Here is a 19952-nt window from a genome sequence, read left to right as displayed (position 1 = left end):
CGGGCCGTTCGCGGCGGTACGTCCCCTCTATAATGTCACCCTGAATTTCCCCCGATGCGGCGCTTGCGCCGCGTCTTTCATTGGCTTCCCGAAGGAGACGCAGTGCATCTGCTGAGTGCCACCGCCGGCCTCGTCCTGGTGAACGGCGTGAGCTACGGCTTGCTGCTTTTCATGCTGTCGAGCGGTCTCACGCTGATTTTCAGCATGCTCGGCGTGCTGAACTTCGCGCATGCCAGTTTCTACATGCTCGGCGCGTACTTTGCTTATGCGTTATCGGGCGTGGTCGGTTTCTGGGCTGCGCTGATCGTCGCGCCGTTAGTGGTCGGCGCCGCGGGCGCGGTGTTCGAGCGCGTCGTCCTGCGACGTCTTCGTGCACGCGGTGCCTTGGCGGAATTGCTCGCCACATTCGGGCTGGCCTATATCGTGGTCGAGCTGGTGCAGCTCGCATGGGGGCGAGGGCCGGTCGACTATGGCGTGCCCGCAGCTTTCGAAGGCGTTCTCGTTCACTTGGGCGGCATTGCGGTGCCGGCCTATCGTCTGTTCCTGATGGGCCTTGCCTGTGCGATTGCGTTGCTCGTCTGGGTGGCATTTCGTGCGACACGTGCCGGACTGATCCTGCAGGCGGCGCTCTCGCAGCCGGCCATGACGCAGGCGCTCGGATACGACGTGCCGTCTCTGTATACGGGGGTGTTCGCGTGCGGCGCGGCGCTGGCCGCCCTTGCCGGTGCGGCAGGTGGCAATGTGCTGGTGACGGAGCCGGGCATGGCCGCGACGGTCGGCAGCGTGGTGTTCGTCGTCGTGGTCGTCGGTGGGCTCGGTTCGCTCGGCGGCGCGTTCATTGCGTCGTTGCTGATCGGGTTACTGCAAACCTGGGCGGTGACGAGCGACGCAACACTGGACCAATGGTTGTCGCGCGGTGGGGCCGGTGACGCTATCTCACCCCTGTCGTTCCTCTCGCCCTTATCCCATCTGAGCGTTGCGCAACTGGCGCCGGCCGTCCCCTATCTGCTCATGGTGGCGGTGCTGTTGTGGCGGCCGCGCGGGCTATTCGGTGTGAGGGAGGGGTGATGGACGAGGTGATCGTGAACGCGCCGCATGCGCCGCACGCGAGTCCTGCGTCGTGGCGCGGCCGGGTCGCCGTGTGGTCGGCCTTCGCCGCCATCCTGTGTGTGGCCCCATGGTGTTTCCCGTCCGACGCGGCGCTGACCCTGATGACGCAAATGGGGACGGCCGCGATTCTTGCGCTCTCCTTCAACCTGCTGCTCGGCTCGACGGGCCTGCTTAGCTTTTGTCATGCAACTTACGCGGGCATCGGCGCGTATGCCGGTGTGTGGTGCATGAATCGCATCGGCATTCACGGGTTGCCGGTGTCGATGGCGCTCGTGCCGTTCGCGGGGGCGCTGGCGGGGGGCGTAGCGGGGGCCACGCTCGGGTACGTCACGACGCGTCGCGCCGGCATGACGTTCGCCATGATCACACTCGGGGTGGCCGAGCTTGTCTGGGTGATGGCCGCGATGCTGCCCGAGTGGTTCGGCGGCGAGCGCGGCATTCCCACCGACCGCACGCTTGGTGCTGCATGGTTCGGTGTGACGTTCGCGACGCAACGCGAAGTCTATGGACTGGTCGCTTTCTGGTTGTTCATTTCTGCGGGCATGATGTTCGGCGTAACACGCACGCCGCTGGGATTTCTGGCACGCGCCGTGCGCGACAACCCGGTGCGGGTCGCATTCCTTGGCCAGTCGCCTGCCGCTGTGCGATACCGCATGCAGATCCTCGCGGCCGCGTTTGCCGGGGTGGCCGGGGCGTTGGGCGCAATGAATTTCGAACTGGTGAGCGCCGACACATTCAGTCTGGAGCGCTCGGGTATTGTGCTCGTCTTCACGGTGCTGGGCGGGGCGTCGTATTTCGCCGGGCCGATGCTCGGGGCTGTCGTTGGGGTGTTTGCGACCGTCGTGCTCGCCACGATAACCCGGGCATGGCAACTCTATCTCGGTCTGGGATTTCTGGTCGTCGTGGTGTTCGCGCCGGGTGGCATTGCGGGCCTGCTGGCGGCGCATTGGCAGGCATGGCGTGACGGTGCGCTTCGCAAGCTTTGGAAGCCCTATGCAGCCTTATGGGCGGGTGGCGCGCTGACGCTATCTGCTGGCGTCGTGATCATAGAAACGATCTATGACGCGCGACTTGCCGTCGATGGTGTGTCGACCGGTGGGCTGACCCATCGTCTGGGCGTGGGCGCGTGGATGCTCGCTGTCGTTGCGGGTCTGGCGGGCGGGGCGATCCTGACGTTTGCAGGGCGTCGTTTGCGCCGCAAGGTCGGCGACGCCGCGGTGACGGTGGAGGTCCTGCGATGAGTCCATTCGTCATGCGGGCGGGTCCAACGGCGACCCCGGCACAGGCGTTGAGCGTTCGGGGGGTCGGTAAAGCGTTCGGACGGACACAGGTGCTGAGTGGGGTCGATCTCACGCTCTCGCCCGGTGAGCGGCTCGCCATCATTGGCCCCAATGGCGCAGGGAAAAGCACGCTCTTCGATGTCATCACGGGAAGAACGCGCCCCGATAGTGGGCGTGTGCTGATGCACGATCGCGATGTAACTGGCCGCCGGCCCCATGTCATCAGCAGACTCGGGTTATCGCGCAGCTTCCAGACGTCGCAATTATTCGGCCAGATGAGTGTGATCGACCATTTGCGGTGTGCCGGTCTTTGGACGAGCGGCCATCGTTATACGTTCTGGCGGCGTATGCGCGGTCTCGACGATGTGACCCGACGCAGCGAAGCGTGGCTCGAACGTCTTGGACTGGAGGCTCGGCGCGATGTGCCTGCGGGGGCGTTGAGCTACGCGGAGCAGCGTGTGCTGGAGGTCGGTTTGTGCGCGGCATCGGCGGGCGACGTGATGTTGCTCGACGAGCCGACCGCCGGCATGAGTCAGTCGGAGTCTGCGCGCATGGTGTCCCTGATCGCCGAACTGAGCCGTGGGCGCTCGCTGCTCATGATCGAGCACGACATGCACGTCGTATTCTCGCTCGCCGACCGAATCGCGGTGCTGGCGCGTGGCGCCGTGATCGCGTGCGATACGCCTGACCGGATTCGTACGCATCCCGACGTCCGGATGGCGTATCTCGGCGAATTCGCGGATCGATTCGACGTCGACGCAACGAGCGAGGGCCGCGATGCTTGAGTTGATCGACGTCAGAGCCGGTTATGGCGGCAGTCGCGTGTTGCACGGCGTGACGATGCGGGTCGCGCCGGGCGAGATTGTGGCGGTGCTTGGGCGCAACGGGGCGGGGCGCTCCACGCTGGCTCGCGCCATCATGGGGCAGGTGGCCCGCGAGGGAGACATCCGCTGGCACGGGCAAGCGCTGAGCGCACTGGCGTCACATCGGATCGCCAGACTGGGCATTGGCTACGTGCCGGAGACGCGCGATGTCTTCGGGCCGCTGACCGTCCTCCAGAATTTGCAACTTGGCCAGCGCGCCGTGAAGCAACGGACTGGCGCGGGTGTCGCCAACCGGACGATGACTGTGGCGCAGGCCTTTGAGCGCTTTGAGGAGCTGGCGCCGCGTCGCGATGCACCGGCCGCTTCGCTATCGGGGGGGGAGCAGCAGTTGCTTTCTCTATGTCGGGCCATGATGGCCGGACCGGATTTGTTGATCGTCGACGAACCGACCGAGGGACTCGCGCCGCGCGTGGTGGCGCGCATTGGACGGATTCTCACGGATCTGCGAGCGACGGGCGTCGCCATCTTGTTAATCGAACAGAAGCTCTCGCTAGCGCTGAGCTGTGCGCAGCGCGTTGCCGTCATGGGGCGCGGCGCACTGGTCTTCGAGGGCGCCCCGGAGGCGCTTGCGGCCGCGCACGAGATCCGTCGCGAATGGCTTGAGGTGTAGCGCTGCGCTAGAATCGGATGATCGTCTTGCCGCAGGTTGCGGGATCGCGGCCCCCCCAACGACGCCAACACTATAAGGAAAGAGACAAGGATGAGCACGGCTTATGAGGTTCGAGACGGCGTGGCCGTCATCACGCTGGAGAATCCCCCGGTCAATGGTCTGGGGCATGCAACGCGTGCTGGCATCGCGCAAGGGCTGACGCAAGCCCAGTCGGACGCACAGGTCCGTGCCATTGTGCTGATTGGCGGCGGCAAAGCGTTCTCCGGCGGCGCCGATATCCGTGAGTTCAATACGCCGAAAGCCACGCAGAGTCCGCTGCTCGTCGACGTGATCAATGCGCTCGATGCGTGCACCAAACCGGTCGTCGCGGCGGTGCATGCGGTCGCTATGGGCGGTGGTCTGGAACTGGCGCTCGCTTGCCACTACCGCGTGGCGTTGCCGGGGGCGCAAATTGCCTTGCCGGAAGTGAAGCTGGGCCTGCTCCCGGGGGCAGGCGGCACACAGCGCCTGCCGCGTGCTATTGGCGTCGCGCGTGCGCTCGACATGGTCGTGACGGGACGCGTCGTGAAGTCCGAAACGCTCGTCGGTACGCTTTTTTCCGAGGTTTTCGAGGGCAATCACGAGGATTTGCTGGCGGGCGCCATCGCGTCCGCCAGTGACGTGGCCGACGCCGGGAACGCACTGCCGCGATTGCGCGACGTTGCGATCGAAGACGCCGACGGCTCGGCGCAATCGGCCATCGACGCTGCACGAGACAAGGTGCAGCGCGAGCAACCGCATTTTCCGGCGCCGCATAAGTGTGTGGCGGCAGTCGAAGCGGCGTTGCAGCGTCCGTTTGACGATGGCGTCAAATTCGAGCGCGAGTGTTTCGTCGCACTGGTGAGTTCGCCGGAATCGAAGGCGCTGCGTCATGCGTTTCTCGGTGAGCGCGCGGCCGCAAAAATTGCGGACGTGCCCGACGATACGCCGGTGCGCAGCATTGAACGCGTAGCTGTCATCGGCGCGGGAACGATGGGTAACGGCATTGCGATGACGTTTGCCAATGCGGGCATTCCCGTTACGCTGGTGGATACGACCGAGGCCTCGTTGGCGCGCGGCGTCGAGGCCATGCGCAGCAACTACGCCCGGGCCGTCACGCGCGGCAAGCTGTCGGCCGACGAGGCGGAGAAGCGGCTGGCACGTATTCACGGCAGTACCGATTTCGCATCGGTGGCCGACGCCGATCTGATCGTCGAAGCCGTTTTCGAAGACATGGCGATCAAGCAGGTCGTTTTCCGCGAACTGGACAAGGTCGCCAAGCCCGGCGCAATTCTGGCATCGAACACCTCCACGCTGAATCTCGACGCGCTGGCGCAAACCACTTCGCGCGCGGCGGACGTCGTCGGCATGCATTTCTTCAGCCCGGCGAACGTCATGCGCCTGCTCGAAGTCGTGCGCGGCGCGCATACGGGCAAGGATGTGCTGGCTACGGTCATGAAGCTCGCGAAGCGTATCGGCAAGCTGGCCGTGGTGGCGCGCGTGTGCGACGGCTTTATCGGCAACCGCATGCTCGAACCGTATTTCAAGCAATCGCAGTGGATGGTCGAGCAAGGCGCGACGCCTGCGCAGGTGGACGCCGCCATCGAACGTTTCGGCTTCGCGATGGGCCCGTTCCGTACGAGCGATCTGGCGGGCAACGATGTCAGTTGGGCGATTCGCAAGCGCCGTTACGCCGAACAACCGGGGATCGTATATCCGAAGATTGCCGACGTGCTTTGCGATGCGGGGCGTTACGGTCAGAAGACGCACGCCGGCTGGTATGACTATGCCGAGGGCGATCGTACGCCGCGCGAGTCGGCCAAAGTTGCACAAATGCTCGACGACTATCGCAAGACGAACGGCATAACGCCACGCGTCTTCTCTGATGACGAGATCGTCGATCGCCTCGTGTACGCACTGGTGAACGGGGGCGCGAGAGTGCTGGCCGACGGAACGGCGGCGCGCGCATCGGACATCGACATGGTGTATCTGAATGGCTACGGTTTCCCACTGTGGCGCGGCGGTCCGATGCTCTACGCCGATACGGTCGGACTCGACAAGGTGCTCGCACGTGTGAAGACGTTCGAAAGTGGCGAGCACGGCGAGGACTGGACTCCCGCCGCACGACTGGTCGAACTGGCCGAAGCCGGGAAGCGTTTCAACGGCTAAGGCAGAGGTGTGACATGAAGCCAATGGACGAAGTGCTGCTCGTGATCGACGTGCAGAACGATTTCATGCCGGGCGGTGCGCTGGCGGTTCCTCATGGGGAGGAGGTGGTCCCGGCGATCAACGCGCTGGCGAGTCAGTTCGCTCACGTGGTGATCACGCAAGACTGGCATCCGGCGGCGCACGTGTCGTTTGCGGAAAATCATTCCGGACGTCAACCGTTCGAAACGATCACGTTGCCGTACGGCGAGCAGGTGTTGTGGCCAGCCCATTGTGTTCAGAACACACAGGGCGCTGCGATACATGCGGATCTGCATCTTCCGCATGCGCAGGCGGTGGTGCGCAAGGGCTATCAGACGAGCGTCGACAGCTATTCGGCGTTTCTTGAAGCCGACCGCAAAACGCCGACCGGCCTCGCAGGCTATTTGCGCGAGAAGGGCGTCAGGCGCGTACATTGCGTGGGACTCGCGACGGATTTCTGCGTCGCGTGGAGTGCGCTCGACGCCAAAGCCGCAGGCTTCGACGCGTGTGTGATCGAACACGCGTGCCGCGCCATCGATCTGAACGGTTCGTTGGGTGCAGCATGGGCGACCTTGGCCGCCGCAGGCGTATCGCGTGAATAGACGCGAGTGGACGCGAGTAGACGTGAGTAGGCACGGTTGAACGCGCTTCGGCGCGATTGCAGGACCACCGATGAAAATCAGACGTCGCGCCGCATGGGCGACGTCGTTAGTTGAAGACAGGACGATGGACAAGTTTTGCCGAGAAGGCCAATGTGGCCGGAGTTCCCGATGAGTGCGCTGACCATTCGTTCGGGGTTTATCGATCATCTGGGCATCGAGTTGCTACGCGCCGAGAACGGCGAGTCGGAGTTGCGTCTGGACTTGTCGGCCAAGCATCTCAATAGCTGGGAGGTGATGCACGGCGGCGTCACGATGGCGCTGCTCGACGTTGCGCTGAGTACCGCGAATCGCAGCGTCGCACCGGAGGGTACCGGTGTCGTGACCATCGAAATGAAGACGAGCTTCATGCAGCCCGGTTCGGGTGAAATGCGTGCGTTCGGCCGATTGTTGCATCGCTCGACGACGATGGCGTACTGCGAAGGTGAGGTGCGAGATGCCAACGGCAAGCTCGTCGCCAAGGCGATGGGCACATTTAAGTATCTGCGTCGTTTGGCGGTCGGACGGAAAGTGCACGAGCAACGCCTGCCGGGCGAGCCAAGCGGGGATTGAGTCGGGCGGGGATCGCCGGACGTAACCGAAGCCGGAGGCACCTCAGCCTGACGGCCGGGTCATCGGTTCACGTAATGCAGTCACGTATTGCATCGACGGAACGCAGTCACGTATTTGATGCATGCCAATCATGCGGAGGAAGTCTCATGACGATCAATCGCCAGATTTTGCTGGTCTCCCGCCCGACGGGGGAAGCCACGCTCGACAACTTCCACCTTGCCGCCCCTGAGCTGCCCGAGCTGGGCGACGGGCAGGTGCTGGTGCGCAATTTCTACCTTTCCCTCGATCCGTACATGCGTGGCCGGATGAGCGACGCCAAGTCGTACGCACCGCCGCAGCCGCTCGATACGGTGATGATCGGTGCGACCGTGGGCGAGGTGATCGAGTCGCGAAATCCCGACTGGCAACCGGGCGATGCCGTGACGGCCATGTTCGGCTGGCAGGAGTACGGTATTTCGGACGGCAGCAATCTGCGTCGCCTTCACGACGCGAGCGTGCCGATGAGCGCCTATCTCGGTGCTGCCGGTATGCCAGGGGTGACGGCCTGGTACGGTTTGAACCGGATCATTGCGCCGAAGGCGGGCGAGACGGTCGTGGTGAGCGCGGCGTCCGGCGCGGTGGGTAGCGTTGTCGGGCAGTTGGCCAAGCGGGCAGGATGTCGTGTGATCGGCATCGCCGGTGGCGAACAGAAGTGCACATACGTCGTCGACACGCTAGGCTTCGACGCGTGTGTCGATTACAAGGCGGGCAACGTCTACGAAGCATTGCGTAACGCTGCGCCCGACGGCATCGACGGATACTTCGAGAACGTGGGCGGCGAGGTGTTCGACGCCGTGATGCGCAACCTCAACGCGCATTCGCGCATCGCGCTGTGCGGCATGATCGCGGGGTACAACGGCGAGCCGATTCCGATGAAGTACCCGTCGCTGCTGCTCACGCAACGTGTGAAGCTCGAAGGCTTCATCATCATGGAACACCTGGATATCTGGCCGCAGGCGCTCAAGGAACTGACCGAAGCGATCTCGGCCGGTGAGCTGCGTTACCGCGAGTCGATGACGCAGGGCATTGAAAGCGCGCCTGCGGCATTCCTCGGCTTGCTCAAGGGCGAGAACTTCGGCAAGCAGATCGTGCGGTTGGTGTGATGGGAAGTTGCTTTAATTTCGCGAGTATCCCTGAATTTCAGGACTATTGTGCTTTTCTCACTTTGCATTGACTAATGCAGTTGGCACAATATCCGGATATTGACCCGATAAGCCGCCCGAGCGGTATCCGCTATTGTGACCACTGCTGCCAATCCGTCTTCCGAATCTACGGCTAGAGCCTTCGTGCCGGAAACGCGCTTCGGAAATTGGTTTCTGAAGACATATACGTGGCGTCATCATGTGCTTCGTGTCGCCATTGAAGACTTGTTGCGACTTTCGCACGGCGGCATTCCTGCAGGGCCGGTCGTGCTCGATGCCGGATGCGGCCACGGACAGTCGTTGCCCCTGCTGGCACGCTATTTTTCCCCCTCCCGTCTGATCGGCTTCGACTGTTTCAAGCCAGCGCTTGTGGACGCAGAAGCGCATGCTCGCGCTACCGGGACGCACGTTGAATTGCAGGCAGGAGATTGTTCTGCGATTCCCTTGCCGGACGCGAGTTGCGACGTCGTTTTTTGCCATCAGACGTTCCACCATCTCGTGTACCAGGAAGCTGCGCTCGCCGAGTTTTACCGGGTGCTCAAACCGGGTGGGCTACTTTGCTTTGCAGGATCGACGGAGGCGTACATCCGCTCATGGGTGATTCGCCTGTTGTTCCGTCACCCCATGCATGTTCAACGCAGCGCTGGGGGGGACCTTCAGATGATTCGCGAGGCGGGTTTTGCATTTGACGACAAGAACGTCTCTTATCCGTATTTGTGGTGGAGCCGTGCGAAGGACTTTGGCCTGCTTGAACGGTTGAGACTGCAACGTCGTCCGGCGTTCGGCGAGCGCGAAGAAACGCTCGTGAATGTCGTGGCGAGAAAGCCTATCGCCTGACGACGCTTTCAGACCTGCGCCAAGGTCAGGCTACCGTAGGTGCCCCCAAAGCCAAACGTATTGATTAGCGCGCTGGCGGTGCGGCCCGTACGCGTATCCACGACGATCGGATAGGGGGCAGTTTGCGGCGCCAGTTGATCGATATTGGCCGCTCCTGGCACGAAATTCTCCTGCATCGACCAGACGGCGCACGCAATTTGCATGGCACCCGCTGCGGCTACCGTATGCCCGGTTAGCGCTTTGATCGAGGTAATCGGAGGAAGGTCGTCAGGGGAGCCGAACGCGAGGGCCAAAGCTTCTAATTCGCCGATATCCCCATCGACTGAGCCGTTCGCGTGCGCGCTTATGAAGCTGGGGGGACGTCAAGGTCCTTGCATGCCGCCTTGACGACGCCGGACATTGCCTCCCTGTCGACGGCGAAGGCGCGTGAAGCGCGTGTCGCCGCACCTACCCCCTTCACTTCCGCGAGCGGACGCGCTCCCCGGGCTGCGGCATGGGTCAATGTCTCCAGCACCACGATACCGGCACCGCCGCCGAGGACAAAGCCATCCCGGTGTGCGTCGAATGGACGCGAAGCACGGGAGGGTGTCGCGTTGTGTCCACGGGACAATACGCCCATTGCATCGAAGCATAGCGCCGCTCCCCAAGGCGCCTCTTCGCTTCCTCCGGCGAGCATGACGTCTTGGCGCCCAAGACGTAGCAGATCGACGGCATGCCCAATGCAATGAATCGAGGTCGAACACGCAGAGGAAATGGCGTAGCCGACGCCGCGCAAGTCGAACAGCGCCGAAATCGCAGCCTGCGCCGTACTCGACATGGCACGGGGCACTACGTAGGGCAGCACGCGTGAAGCGCCACTTTCCCGCGCAGTATCCAAAGCCTCTTCAAAGTCCTTCATTGCGCCTGTGCCGGATCCGACGACGACACCACATCGGTCGTTCGCGAGCGACTCGCAGCTGAGTCCGGCGTCGGCGACTGCGCTGAGGGCTGCATGGCAAGCGTAATTCGCCGTGTCTCCCATGAAGCGCCGGAGCTTACGCGGCAGCGCCGCATCGTCGAGAGAGCCGACGCGAGGTCGCCCCGTGACCGTCGAGCGTAAGTCATGCACGACATAATCCGACGCCTCATGCACGCCGCTCGTCTGAAGACGAAGTGCGTCGACGATGATGTCGCGCGAATGACCCACGGCGGACACCATGCCAATACCGGTAATGACCACCCGATGCAGTCCGTCGGCGCGAAGAAAGGTGGACATCAGAGGCGGCGCAGTTCGAGATTGATATCGCGAATGAGCGTATCCACCCATCGGTTGTAGTTGGGATGGATCATCGGCGTATTGGCCGGGAGGGCCGAATTGAAATCGTCACGGCGCGTCGGCGCAGCATTGGTGCCGGAGAGTTGGTACTCCAGGTTGGTGCTGTCGCGATAAGTCACCGAATATGCGGTTTCGCTGTATTTGATCATGACTGACGCGTAGTGCTTGTTGCGCACGTTGATCGAGGCGACTAGTTCTCCAGGCTGTACTTCACTGATGGTCCAATCATGGACGGCGGCACCCCGTGCGATGGCGCCTCGCACTTCACCCAGTGAGGGTGTCTTTCCGCTGCCCGAGATGATCGCGATGTTGTCGCGAGGCACGATGGGCACTGCCGGGCGTGCGGCTTGGGCTGTCACTCCGAAGAGCGCCGTGGTTGAGAGAGCAACTGATGCGATGAGCAAGCGGCGACGAGTTTGCATGATTTCTCCGTTTTGATCGAGTGTTGTTGCATCCGGGGCAAGGCCCAGGGCGACGGGTACCGATGGCGGTCCGACTTGACCCTGTGCTCCGGCGTTCATCCGACGAACTGCTGAAAGATCAGTGACGTATTGATGCCACCGAAAGCGAAGTTGTTGCTCATCACGCGCTGAGCTTGCAGCGCCTGTCCATGCGCTCCTGCAATGTGATTGAGCGTGGCGCACGCCGGATCCGGCGAGTCCAGATTGAGCGTGCTGGCGAACCAGTTGCGCCGCATCATTTCGATGGCCCACCACGCCTCGACGGCGCCACATGCACCAAGCGTGTGGCCGAGGTAGCTTTTCATTGCGCTGATCGGCACATCGCTGCCAAAGATGTCCGAAGTGGCCTTGGCCTCGGCAATATCACCGCGATCAGTGGCGGTGCCATGCGCACTGATGTAATCGATGGCATCCGGGTCGAGGCCTGCGTCGGAAAGTGCGAGTTGCATGGCACGCGCCATGGTGACTGCGGTTGGCTGTGTGACATGGTTGCCATCCGATGTGCAACCGAACCCGACGATTTCCGCGAGAATCGTCGCGCCGCGCGCTTGCGCGTGTTCCAGCGATTCGATCACCAGGGTGGCCGCGCCTTCGCCAACGACAAGACCGTCACGTGCGGTATCGAACGGACGTGGTGTCAGCTTCGGCTCATCGTTGCGCGTGCTGGTCGCGTACAGCGTATCGAACACTGCGCTGCCGGGGCCCGAGAGTTCTTCGGCACCGCCCGCAAGCATGGCTTTCACGCGGCCGAAGCGAATCGCCTCATAGGCGTAGCCGATGGCCTGACTACCCGAGGTACATGCGCTCGACGTCGGGATGATGCGACCTTGCAGTCCGAAGTGCACGCCGATGTTGACGGCGGTCGTGTGCGACATCATCTGGATGTAGCTGGTCGACGTAACACCGGCCATCGATCCTGTGTCGACCATGACGCCGAACGCATGGATAGGTGCAATGCTCCCCGACGACGAACCATAAGCAACCCCGATATCCGCCGGGTCACAGGCGCTGATATCGAGCGATGCGTTTGCCAGTGCATGTTCTGTTGCGCGCAGCCCGAGTTGCGCGACGCGTCCCATCGAGCGCAACTGTTTGCGCGGCCAATGAGGTGGCGGCGCAAAGTCCTCCACCGGACAGGCGAGACGACCATGGAGCATCTCGAAATAATCCCATTCGGGCATCCGGCGGACCGCGTTCCGGCCGGCGCGCAGCGAGGTCTCGATATCTTCCCAGCGACTGCCGAGGGCAGTAATGCCACCATATCCTGTCACCACCACTCGGTTCATCAGACGATCCCTCCATTGACGCCGATGACCTGGCGGGTGACGTAACTTGCGCCGTCCGACATGAGGAAGGACACCACGTGGGCAACCTCGTCTGGCGTGCCGACGCGATTCATCGGCACCATGCGCAAGGCCTCATCCATGGCCACGCCCTCAAGCATGCCTGTGTCGACTAGCCCCGGCGCAACACAATTGACGGTGATTCGGCGTGAAGCCAGCTCGACAGCGAGCGCTTTCGTTGCTCCGATCAGGCCCGCTTTCGCTGCGCTGTAATTGACCTGTCCGCGATTACCCATGACGCCGGATACGGATGCCACCGTGACGACCCTCCCTCCGGCGCGAAGGCGCACCATGGGCATGGTGAGCGGATGTACGACGTTGAAAAAGCCGTCGAGACTCGTGTCGATCACGCTGTCCCAGTCGTCGTCGGAGAGCGCCGGGAATGCGTTGTCGCGAGTGATGCCCGCGCCGCAGACGATGCCGTAGTACGCACCGTGAGCCGTGACGTCGGCATCCAGCACCCGTCGGCAGGCGTCGCGATCCCGTACGTCGAATTGCAGTAAATGGGCGACGCCGCCTGCGGCGCGAATGTCTGCGACGGCGGCCTCCCCCGGGGCGACCTGTTCGCGGCAATGCACGCTGACTGAAAATCCGTCTCGCGCGAGACGTAAAGCAATCGCGCGCCCGATGCCCCGGCTACTGCCAGTGACGAGAACCCGGCGAATCATGTGAGATGCTCCAACAGGAATGCGGAAAAATCTTTGGGTTGATGGACTTTGAGCGTGGCGGTGACGACCGATTCGCCATCGCTTTCGACGTGACAGTCGTAAGCACCATTGCCGGTGTCGTCGCGTAATACACAGGTGGCATGAACGGATACCGGTCTGCCCCCGGGCAATGAGGTCACGGTCGCCTCCAGGCGACGTGTGCCAAGCAGGACGCCGGGCGCTGGCGGTAGTCCGCTTAGCCTGCGAGTCAGCGCTTCATGCGCGGCAATCGCCTGCGCCATGAGTTCGATCACGATGTGTACCGGCATATCCCCCTGGGCGTCTGCATACCAACCATGCATGTCCGGTGTTGCCTGAACACATATCGAATTGGCATCGTGTGCCGTCACGGCGTCGATCAGCAACATCGGTGCGCGGTGCGGCAGCAGTTCGCCAATGGGGGGCCAGCGATGAGAAGTGGCGGTCATGGCAGTTCGTACAACGTGTGTGAAAGCACGATGCTGACGTTGTTGCCTCCAAAGGCGTAGGCATTCGTCATTACGTGCCGTGGCGGGTGTCCGAGCGTTGTGCCCACGCGGGTGAGACGCAGTGCGCTGAGAGACGGGTCCGGCTTGCCGTCCCAGACATGAGGCGGCAGGCGACCATCGGCCTGAAGCGCAAGCCAGCATAGTCCGATACCGGTGGCGCCTGCGGCACCCAGCAAGTGTCCCGTCATGGCCTTGGTGCCGCTTACCCAGGTGTTTTCGCCGAAGCAGGTGTTCGTCGCGAGGCTCTCCATCGCATCGTTCTTTCGGGTGCCGGTGGCATGCAGATGCACATACTCGATGTCGGATGACGAGAGACGGGCGTTGGCGAGTGCTGCACGCATGGCATCGATTGCTCCACGCCCGTCCGGCGCGGGTGACGAGATGTGATGTGCATCGCTTGACTCGCCGATGCCGGAGAACACGATGTCGCCCGGCACCCGTGACATCAGGCAGAGCATCGCGCCTTCTCCGATGTTGATTCCATCGCGATCAAGGCTCATCGGACTTGTGAGGTCGCGAGATAGCGATTCGAGCGCGCCGAACCCGCCAAGGGTCAGTGCGCAAAGCGCATCGGCGCCCCCGGTGATGACGGCATCGCAGATGTCGTTGTCGATAAGCCTTCGCGCTGCACCAAACGCTTTTGCACTTGACGTGCACGCCGTCGAGATCGTATAGGCGGGGCCGAGCACGCCGAGTAGCGCCGCGACGAACTGGGCCGGGGCACCGAGCGCCTGTTGAAGATAGTGGTAGTTCGGTGGCAGGGCACCCATGCTCGTCAATCGATGCAGCGCAGCACCTCCCTCGTCAATGCCGGAAGTGCTCGTGCCGATCACCACGCCGATCCGAGCCGCACCGTATCTGGCGACATGGGCGGCGAGGACGGGGCGAAGGCGTTGCGCGGCGGCGACGAGCAGGCGATTGTTGCGGCAGTCGTATCGTTTTAGTTCAGCGGGGAGCGTGGGAAGCTCGTGATCCGCCAGACGCACGGCGCCCACGATCGGCGCGGGTGAAGTCGACAACGGATGCCAGTTCGCGTGCGCTCGCATACCCGTCGTGTCACCCGCGAACATCCGTGCGGAAATTTCGGGCAAGTCGTGACCCAGGGCGTTGATCATGCCCAGTGCGTGAAGGAAGAGGGGGGCCTTCATTTGCGAAGCTCCAGAGAACGCAGACTGTAGGGCGCAAGCAGAAGCGACACTGCAATGCCGGTGGTTAGCGTCAGACCGAATGCCCGTAGGCTGGGCATACCGCTAAAGGCGAGCAGACCGAATGAAAGCAATGTCGTGGCGGCGGACATCAGCGTACCGGCCACGGCAATGGCGGCCATGCGCGCATCGTTGCCGGCGCGAAGCTCGCCTTCGCGTAAAAAGATGGCGTAATTCACACCGACGCCGAGCACGAGCATCAAGCCCATCTGTGCGAACAAGGTGAGCGGCAGGCCCAGCTAACCGAATGTCGCAAACACGGTGGCGCTTGCGAGCAAAGTGGGGGTGAGTGTTGCAACCGCGCCCCGCCAACCGTAGCGGCGGGCGAGGAGTGCCATCACCACCGCGAGCGCAGCCGCGAACCACAGGCCGCTGGCTATGCGGTAACGGGCGAAGAGCGTCGAAACGGACGCAGCCTTGTCGACATAAGTGACGCCGGGGAGATCGCTTGCCAGGCGAGCGGCTGCACCGCCGTCACGCAGTCCCTGCGGGCGTACCAGGCTTGCAAACTGACCTGATGGGGGCGCGTTGCCGGATTGGGGCGTGGCGTCTACGCGTCCCATCCAGAGCATGCGCAGTGGGGTCGATCCCGGCCATGCCAGCCATGGGTCGACACGAAGCAATGGCGTCTTCTCTTCAGCGGCATACGCACTTGCATATTGCCGGGCGAAGTCGGGACGAAAGCCTGCGTCGGTCATCGCGGCGATAAGCGCCTGTGGTGTATCGAAATGCACTGCCCCGAGTAGCGCCCGATTGTCGAGCTGACGCTGCATGGACGGAACGAACTGCGATACGCCGGTCCAGCCAGTCAGGGGGGCGTTGTCACCACTGATGGCTTCGTCCAGTCGTGCGCCCAGACGTTCCTCCTGCCGGAGCAGCGCTTCCTCGCTGTCGGCCTGAACCAACCAGAACTGTGTCGCACCGTCGATACCGGTGATTCGTGCAATGGTGTCTTCCTGAGCCACCAACGAGGGGGCGCGTGAAATCAAATGGCGAACGTCGTCGTTCGAACTCAAGCGCCACCAGCCGGGTACGCATACGATCACGATCAGGCACCCTACGGCATTGCCGCGACGCCCGGCAAGGGCGTTTTGCCAGATCAGCAACCAGCGCTGTGCCAGCGCGATCACCTGAGCGCGAAGCGGTGGGACTTCCGACGGAAGAAACGCAGGCAACGCCCAGGTCACGAACACGTAAGACGATAACAATCCTGCGAGTGCGAACACCGCGATTTGACGCAAGGCCGGAAACGGGACGGCGCCGAGGATCGCGTAGCCGAGCACGCTCGTCGCAAGGGCAATGTGCAGGGCCGGACGAATCGCCGGCAGCACGCGGTGTGCGTTATCGCGGGTCAATCCGCCAACGCCGACGAAGTACTGAATCGCGTAGTCCACTGTCTCGCCGATCAATGCTGCCCCGAAGACGAGCGTCAAGAGGTGAAGCTCGCCAAATAGCACCAGCGTCGCGACAGCCGCAAACAGCGTGCCGAATGCCACCGTCGCCAGTCCCATGACGAGTACGCGAACAGAGCGAAACGCCCACAGTGTCAGCAGTGCAATGCCAAGCGTCGCCACGATGCCGATGCGATGCAACTCCATTTCTGCCTGAGAACGTGCGCTCGCGGCATGAAATACCGCACCGCTACGGAGCATCTCTACGCCGGGCGATACGTCCACGATTTGAGCCTGCGCTTGTTCAAAGGTCCGGATAACGCGCTGCTGCGTTGCGGCATCGAACGCGGGCCCCTGCGTTTGCAGCAGGACGAGTACCCAGGTCTTGCCCTCGTGACGGGCGCTCAACCAACCCTGATCCGGCAAAAGACGAAGTTGGCCGAACGGCAGGTGCGTCAGCCAGCGGTCGAGCCATCCGAAGGGGTCGTCTGCGGCGTCCGTGAGCGAGAAAGGGGAACTGCTGAGCGCCATCGGCGATTGTCGTGCGCCGATCTGTGACGTACTGCGATTCTGCGCCTGAAGGTCGGCCCGGTCTTGCGCGGTCAGTAACGCAAACCGGTGAGGCAGGTAAAAGTTCGAGAGAAACGATGGATCGACCGGCGGCACCTTGCCCTGAACGCTTGCGAAAGCGCCGCTCGCGCGTGCCAGCACGTCGAACCGTGCGGCGGCGGCACGCGCTGCATCGGCGTCGCTCGCGCCGATCAGGACCACGACTCGGTCACTGACGCTACCCGCAAGATGATCGACGGCCTGCTCCGCTACCGGGTTTCGTTCCGTCGCCGGAAGGAGCGATAACACATTGGTCTGTAGCGGAAAGTGGCGCACGACAAGCAGCCACGTGCCGAGCAGCACGAGGCTGACGACAAGGCCCAGGACGAAAAGACGTCGCAATAGTCGGCTGTTCGCAGTCATTCGACAGCTCTGAAGATGCGTTGCTCGCGCGCGTCCAGCTTGTCGGTCGTACGCACCTTATCGAAGTCCCATTTGACGGATTCTCCTCGCCGGGTCTCGAGCAGTACGCGTCTGATCACCGTGTCGCCGGTCAGCGTCAGACGACTGACCGCCTGAGCGATCTGCGGCTGCGTCGGCATGAGCGTCACGCTCCAGTGGCTCAGGGTTCCCGTGGTGGTGATGGCAAACTGCGAAGCCAGGCCGCTCGTATCCCCGCGCATGAAAGCGCTCGTCCATTCGTTGATCTGTTGCGTGATGGGAGAGCGTTGCGAGTCCAGCGACAGCACGTTGCCTTCCGCGTCAAGTCGGGCGTTTCGCTCACGCCCGTAGACGTAGCCTTGCGGTTGTGGCGTGTGCACTTGCCAGATGACCCCGTGCTCGCGCGCGAACACCAGAGAACCTTGAGTGACGGCCGGTGTCGTCAGCAGGGGAGAGGTTCGTGTCTGGACGAAGTGGGCGTTGATCACGCCAGTCGCGCCGACCTGCGCAAGAATGCATTGGAGCAGGATCAATTCGCTACCCGACGTCGACTGTGCCGTCGCGGACTGCGCCATCGCGATATTCGCCGGTAGTGAAATAGCGGTGCTCAGCAGCGCAGCCGCCAGCAAGCCGAGCGTGCGCCGAGTCAAACCGCGGCCCATGCGGCCTCCAGCTTTTCACGCACGACCGGAGGGCTGACAAATTGCATCTCGCCGTTGCGCGCGTCGACCGCGACCTGGAGCGTGTAGCCCTTGGTCAGGCGCATCTGGGTCTCGATGTCGTGAATCTCGTATGCAATGCGCAGGCGGTTTTCGTACTCGGTCAACGACGCCGTTACCCGCACACGTTGCCCGTAGCGTGCCGGACGCACGTATTTCAGATGGCATTCGACGATCGGCCACAGATATCCCGAGGCTTGCATCTGCGGATAGTCGTAATCGAAACGTCGCAGCAGTGCACACCGTCCGATTTCGAAGTATTTGACGTAGTGGCCGTGCCACGCGACTTCCATGACGTCTACGTCGTGGAAGGGGATTTCGATATCGGCACTTTCCTCGAGCCACGGCGCATTCGGCGAGCGTCTGCCGGTGACGTCATTCGTCATGAGGAAGATCGCCTCCGTCGGCCAGCCAGGTGCGCACGGCGCGCAGTTCATGTTCGAGGGCGCGATCTTCCTCGACAAATGGCGAACGGGTCGCAACGGCGTCGAGCCAATGGCGCAGGGCGCCCGGCAACCGACTCGTCTCGGGCGACATGCGTTCTCGCAGCGCCACTGCCTGCGCTACTGCGAGGGTGTGCGCAGCCGCAACCTGCTCCGTCAACATAAGAACGCGCAGACAATCGCGCGCGGCAATCGTACCCATGCTGACCTTGTCCTGATTGTGCGATTCGGTCGAACGCGAGAAGACGCTGGCGGGCATCGTGTGCTTGAGTGCTTCGGCGGCCCACGCCGACGCACCGATCTGAACGGCCTTGAAGCCGTGGTTGATCGGCGCTCGCGGCCCTGTCGCGCCGCTGAGGTTGCGCGGCAGGCCGTTGTTGAATTTCTCGTCGACTAGCAAGGCCAGTTGGCGGTCCATCAGATCGGCGATGTTCGCGACCGCTGTCTTCAGGCTATCCATAGCGAAAGCAATGTGACCGCCATAGAAATTCCCGCCGTGATGGACCTCCCCGGTTTCGGGGTCGATCAGCGGATTGTCGTTGGCACTGTTGATTTCGTTTTCGACATCACGGCGCACCCAACTGAGTGCATCGACAAGTACGCCGACGACGTGGGGGGCGCAGCGCAGCGAGTAGCGATCCTGAAGTCGGGCTTCCGGCGGTTCGGCGCTCCCGCTCAGATCCTCGCGGATCCACCGGGCGGCATCGCGCTGACCTTCGTGGGGTTTTGCATCGAAAAGCGTGGGGTGGAAATGCGCGGCGCGTCCGTCGAGTGCAATCGTCGTCAATGCGGTTAGCCGTGAGGCCAGACGGGCCAGGGAGCGGCTGCGCGCAAATGCGAGACTTGCCAGTGCGGTCATGACGGCCGTGCCATTCATCAGCGCCAGCCCTTCCTTCGGCGCCAGCATAATGGGGGTGCCGCCGGTCGCCGCCAATGCGTCGGACGCCAAACAGAGCCGATCGTCGTACTTGACTTCTCTCTCGCCGATCAGCGTTGCCGCGACATAGGACAGCGGCGTGAGGTCTCCGCTGGCGCCGACCGAACCTTCCGCCGGAATGCGCGGCAGAATGTCATGATCGAGCAGGTGGACGAGCGACGCGAGAAGCTCGGGGCGAACCGCCGAATATCCTTGCGCCAGCGATGCAAGTCGGCAGGCCAGCACGGCGCGTACTGCCTCATCGTCGAGCCATTCGCCCATGCCGCAGCCGTGGTAGCGGGTCAATTGCGCGGGCAGCGCTTCAATGAGTGCCATGGGGACATCGACGACACAGGCGTCGCCATACCCTGTCGTCACTCCATATACGGGATGGCCGGCGGCGAGATGCGCGTGCAGTGCGTCGACACCGCGACGGATACGATCCTGCCATGCCGGATCGGTCGAGAGCCGGGCGGTACGTGTGCGTTGTGCCAGTCCGACGATGTCTTCGACGACGAGGCGCGTGCCACCGAAAACGACCGCAGGCGATGCCCTGCGACGTGCGGCGGCATCCAGGCGCGCGCGGTTCGTCATGTCATGTGCGACGGTTCCCGCGCTGTCATCAGCGCCCGTTGGCGCGGTAAGGGAAGTCAAAG

The 19952-nt window shown here is 62.9% G+C and carries 21 protein-coding genes; 9 read left to right on the top strand and 12 right to left on the bottom strand.

The features are described from left to right. The first annotated feature begins 171 nt into the window (after positions 1 to 171). From MB84_RS13715 to MB84_RS13675, 9 genes are all read left to right on the top strand, one after another. On the top strand, positions 172 to 1068 hold the full coding sequence (locus MB84_RS13715) for a branched-chain amino acid ABC transporter permease (RefSeq protein WP_245725572.1): 897 nt from the start codon (positions 172 to 174) through the stop codon (positions 1066 to 1068). After that, positions 1068 to 2351 carry a branched-chain amino acid ABC transporter permease gene (locus MB84_RS13710; RefSeq protein ID WP_052653349.1) on the top strand — a complete coding sequence of 428 codons (1284 nt, stop codon included), beginning with the start codon at positions 1068 to 1070 and terminating at the stop codon, positions 2349 to 2351. The genes MB84_RS13715 and MB84_RS13710 overlap by 1 nt, the downstream gene beginning before the upstream one ends. Continuing rightward, positions 2348 to 3175 carry an ABC transporter ATP-binding protein gene (locus tag MB84_RS13705; protein ID WP_046292183.1) on the top strand — a complete coding sequence of 276 codons (828 nt, stop codon included), beginning with the start codon at positions 2348 to 2350 and terminating at the stop codon, positions 3173 to 3175. Before MB84_RS13710 ends, MB84_RS13705 begins: the two co-directional genes overlap by 4 nt. Further along, positions 3168 to 3884 (top strand): ABC transporter ATP-binding protein, encoded by a 717-nt coding sequence (locus MB84_RS13700; protein ID WP_046292182.1) that lies wholly within the window; start codon positions 3168 to 3170, stop codon positions 3882 to 3884. The genes MB84_RS13705 and MB84_RS13700 overlap by 8 nt, the downstream gene beginning before the upstream one ends. A gap of 90 nt (positions 3885 to 3974) precedes the next feature. Beyond that, positions 3975 to 6071, top strand: coding sequence for a 3-hydroxyacyl-CoA dehydrogenase NAD-binding domain-containing protein (locus tag MB84_RS13695; RefSeq protein ID WP_046292181.1), 2097 nt, complete (start codon positions 3975 to 3977; stop codon positions 6069 to 6071). Positions 6072 to 6085: 14 nt separating this feature from the next. After that, entirely contained in the window at positions 6086 to 6691 is a 606-nt protein-coding gene (gene pncA, locus MB84_RS13690) for a bifunctional nicotinamidase/pyrazinamidase (protein ID WP_046292180.1), read from the top strand. 168 nt (positions 6692 to 6859) lie between these two features. Further along, complete coding sequence (locus tag MB84_RS13685; RefSeq protein ID WP_046293795.1) at positions 6860 to 7300, top strand: PaaI family thioesterase; 441 nt, start codon at positions 6860 to 6862, stop codon at positions 7298 to 7300. 146 nt (positions 7301 to 7446) lie between these two features. Next, positions 7447 to 8442, top strand: a complete 996-nt coding sequence (locus MB84_RS13680; protein WP_046292179.1) for an NADP-dependent oxidoreductase — start codon at positions 7447 to 7449, stop codon at positions 8440 to 8442. Between the two features lie 135 nt (positions 8443 to 8577). Further along, positions 8578 to 9318 carry a class I SAM-dependent methyltransferase gene (locus tag MB84_RS13675; protein WP_046292178.1) on the top strand — a complete coding sequence of 247 codons (741 nt, stop codon included), beginning with the start codon at positions 8578 to 8580 and terminating at the stop codon, positions 9316 to 9318. Positions 9319 to 9326: 8 nt separating this feature from the next. Here the strand turns inward: MB84_RS13675 and MB84_RS29010 are convergent, their stop codons facing one another. The 12 genes from MB84_RS29010 to MB84_RS13625 form a co-directional block, all read right to left on the bottom strand. After that, entirely contained in the window at positions 9327 to 9611 is a 285-nt protein-coding gene (locus MB84_RS29010; RefSeq protein WP_052653347.1) for a beta-ketoacyl-[acyl-carrier-protein] synthase family protein, read from the bottom strand. Between the two features lie 50 nt (positions 9612 to 9661). After that, positions 9662 to 10573, bottom strand: a complete 912-nt coding sequence (locus tag MB84_RS13670; protein WP_052653346.1) for a beta-ketoacyl-[acyl-carrier-protein] synthase family protein — start codon at positions 10571 to 10573, stop codon at positions 9662 to 9664. Continuing rightward, positions 10573 to 11055, bottom strand: a complete 483-nt coding sequence (locus tag MB84_RS13665) for a hypothetical protein (RefSeq protein WP_157122722.1) — start codon at positions 11053 to 11055, stop codon at positions 10573 to 10575. The genes MB84_RS13670 and MB84_RS13665 overlap by 1 nt, the downstream gene beginning before the upstream one ends. Before the next feature lie 95 nt (positions 11056 to 11150). Next, positions 11151 to 12380, bottom strand: a complete 1230-nt coding sequence (locus MB84_RS13660) for a beta-ketoacyl-ACP synthase (protein ID WP_046292177.1) — start codon at positions 12378 to 12380, stop codon at positions 11151 to 11153. Then, positions 12380 to 13105 (bottom strand): 3-ketoacyl-ACP reductase FabG2, encoded by a 726-nt coding sequence (locus MB84_RS13655; protein WP_046292176.1) that lies wholly within the window; start codon positions 13103 to 13105, stop codon positions 12380 to 12382. Before MB84_RS13655 ends, MB84_RS13660 begins: the two co-directional genes overlap by 1 nt. Then, positions 13102 to 13512 (bottom strand): hotdog family protein, encoded by a 411-nt coding sequence (locus MB84_RS13650; RefSeq protein WP_157122721.1) that lies wholly within the window; start codon positions 13510 to 13512, stop codon positions 13102 to 13104. The genes MB84_RS13655 and MB84_RS13650 overlap by 4 nt, the downstream gene beginning before the upstream one ends. Before the next feature lie 56 nt (positions 13513 to 13568). Next, a complete protein-coding gene (locus MB84_RS13645) occupies positions 13569 to 14780 on the bottom strand; it encodes a beta-ketoacyl-ACP synthase (RefSeq protein WP_046292174.1) in 1212 nt (403 codons plus the stop codon). After that, on the bottom strand, positions 14777 to 15058 hold the full coding sequence (locus MB84_RS29005; RefSeq protein ID WP_052653341.1) for an MMPL family transporter: 282 nt from the start codon (positions 15056 to 15058) through the stop codon (positions 14777 to 14779). The genes MB84_RS13645 and MB84_RS29005 overlap by 4 nt, the downstream gene beginning before the upstream one ends. Before the next feature lie 18 nt (positions 15059 to 15076). Beyond that, positions 15077 to 17200: an MMPL family transporter gene (locus MB84_RS13640; RefSeq protein ID WP_052653339.1), complete on the bottom strand. Its 2124-nt coding sequence runs from the start codon at positions 17198 to 17200 to the stop codon at positions 15077 to 15079. Further along, on the bottom strand, positions 17197 to 17880 hold the full coding sequence (locus MB84_RS13635) for a LolA family protein (RefSeq protein ID WP_046292173.1): 684 nt from the start codon (positions 17878 to 17880) through the stop codon (positions 17197 to 17199). Before MB84_RS13635 ends, MB84_RS13640 begins: the two co-directional genes overlap by 4 nt. Next, positions 17865 to 18323: an acyl-CoA thioesterase gene (locus tag MB84_RS13630; protein ID WP_046292172.1), complete on the bottom strand. Its 459-nt coding sequence runs from the start codon at positions 18321 to 18323 to the stop codon at positions 17865 to 17867. The genes MB84_RS13635 and MB84_RS13630 overlap by 16 nt, the downstream gene beginning before the upstream one ends. Then, on the bottom strand, positions 18313 to 19890 hold the full coding sequence (locus MB84_RS13625) for an HAL/PAL/TAL family ammonia-lyase (RefSeq protein ID WP_046292171.1): 1578 nt from the start codon (positions 19888 to 19890) through the stop codon (positions 18313 to 18315). The genes MB84_RS13630 and MB84_RS13625 overlap by 11 nt, the downstream gene beginning before the upstream one ends. Positions 19891 to 19952: the final 62 nt, after the last annotated feature.

This window comes from Pandoraea oxalativorans (assembly GCF_000972785.3).
GTDB classification, from domain to species: Bacteria; Pseudomonadota; Gammaproteobacteria; order Burkholderiales; family Burkholderiaceae; genus Pandoraea; species Pandoraea oxalativorans.
The sequence above is the reverse complement of the archived record's forward strand: the minus strand, read 5'-3'. Positions and strand labels throughout refer to the sequence as shown.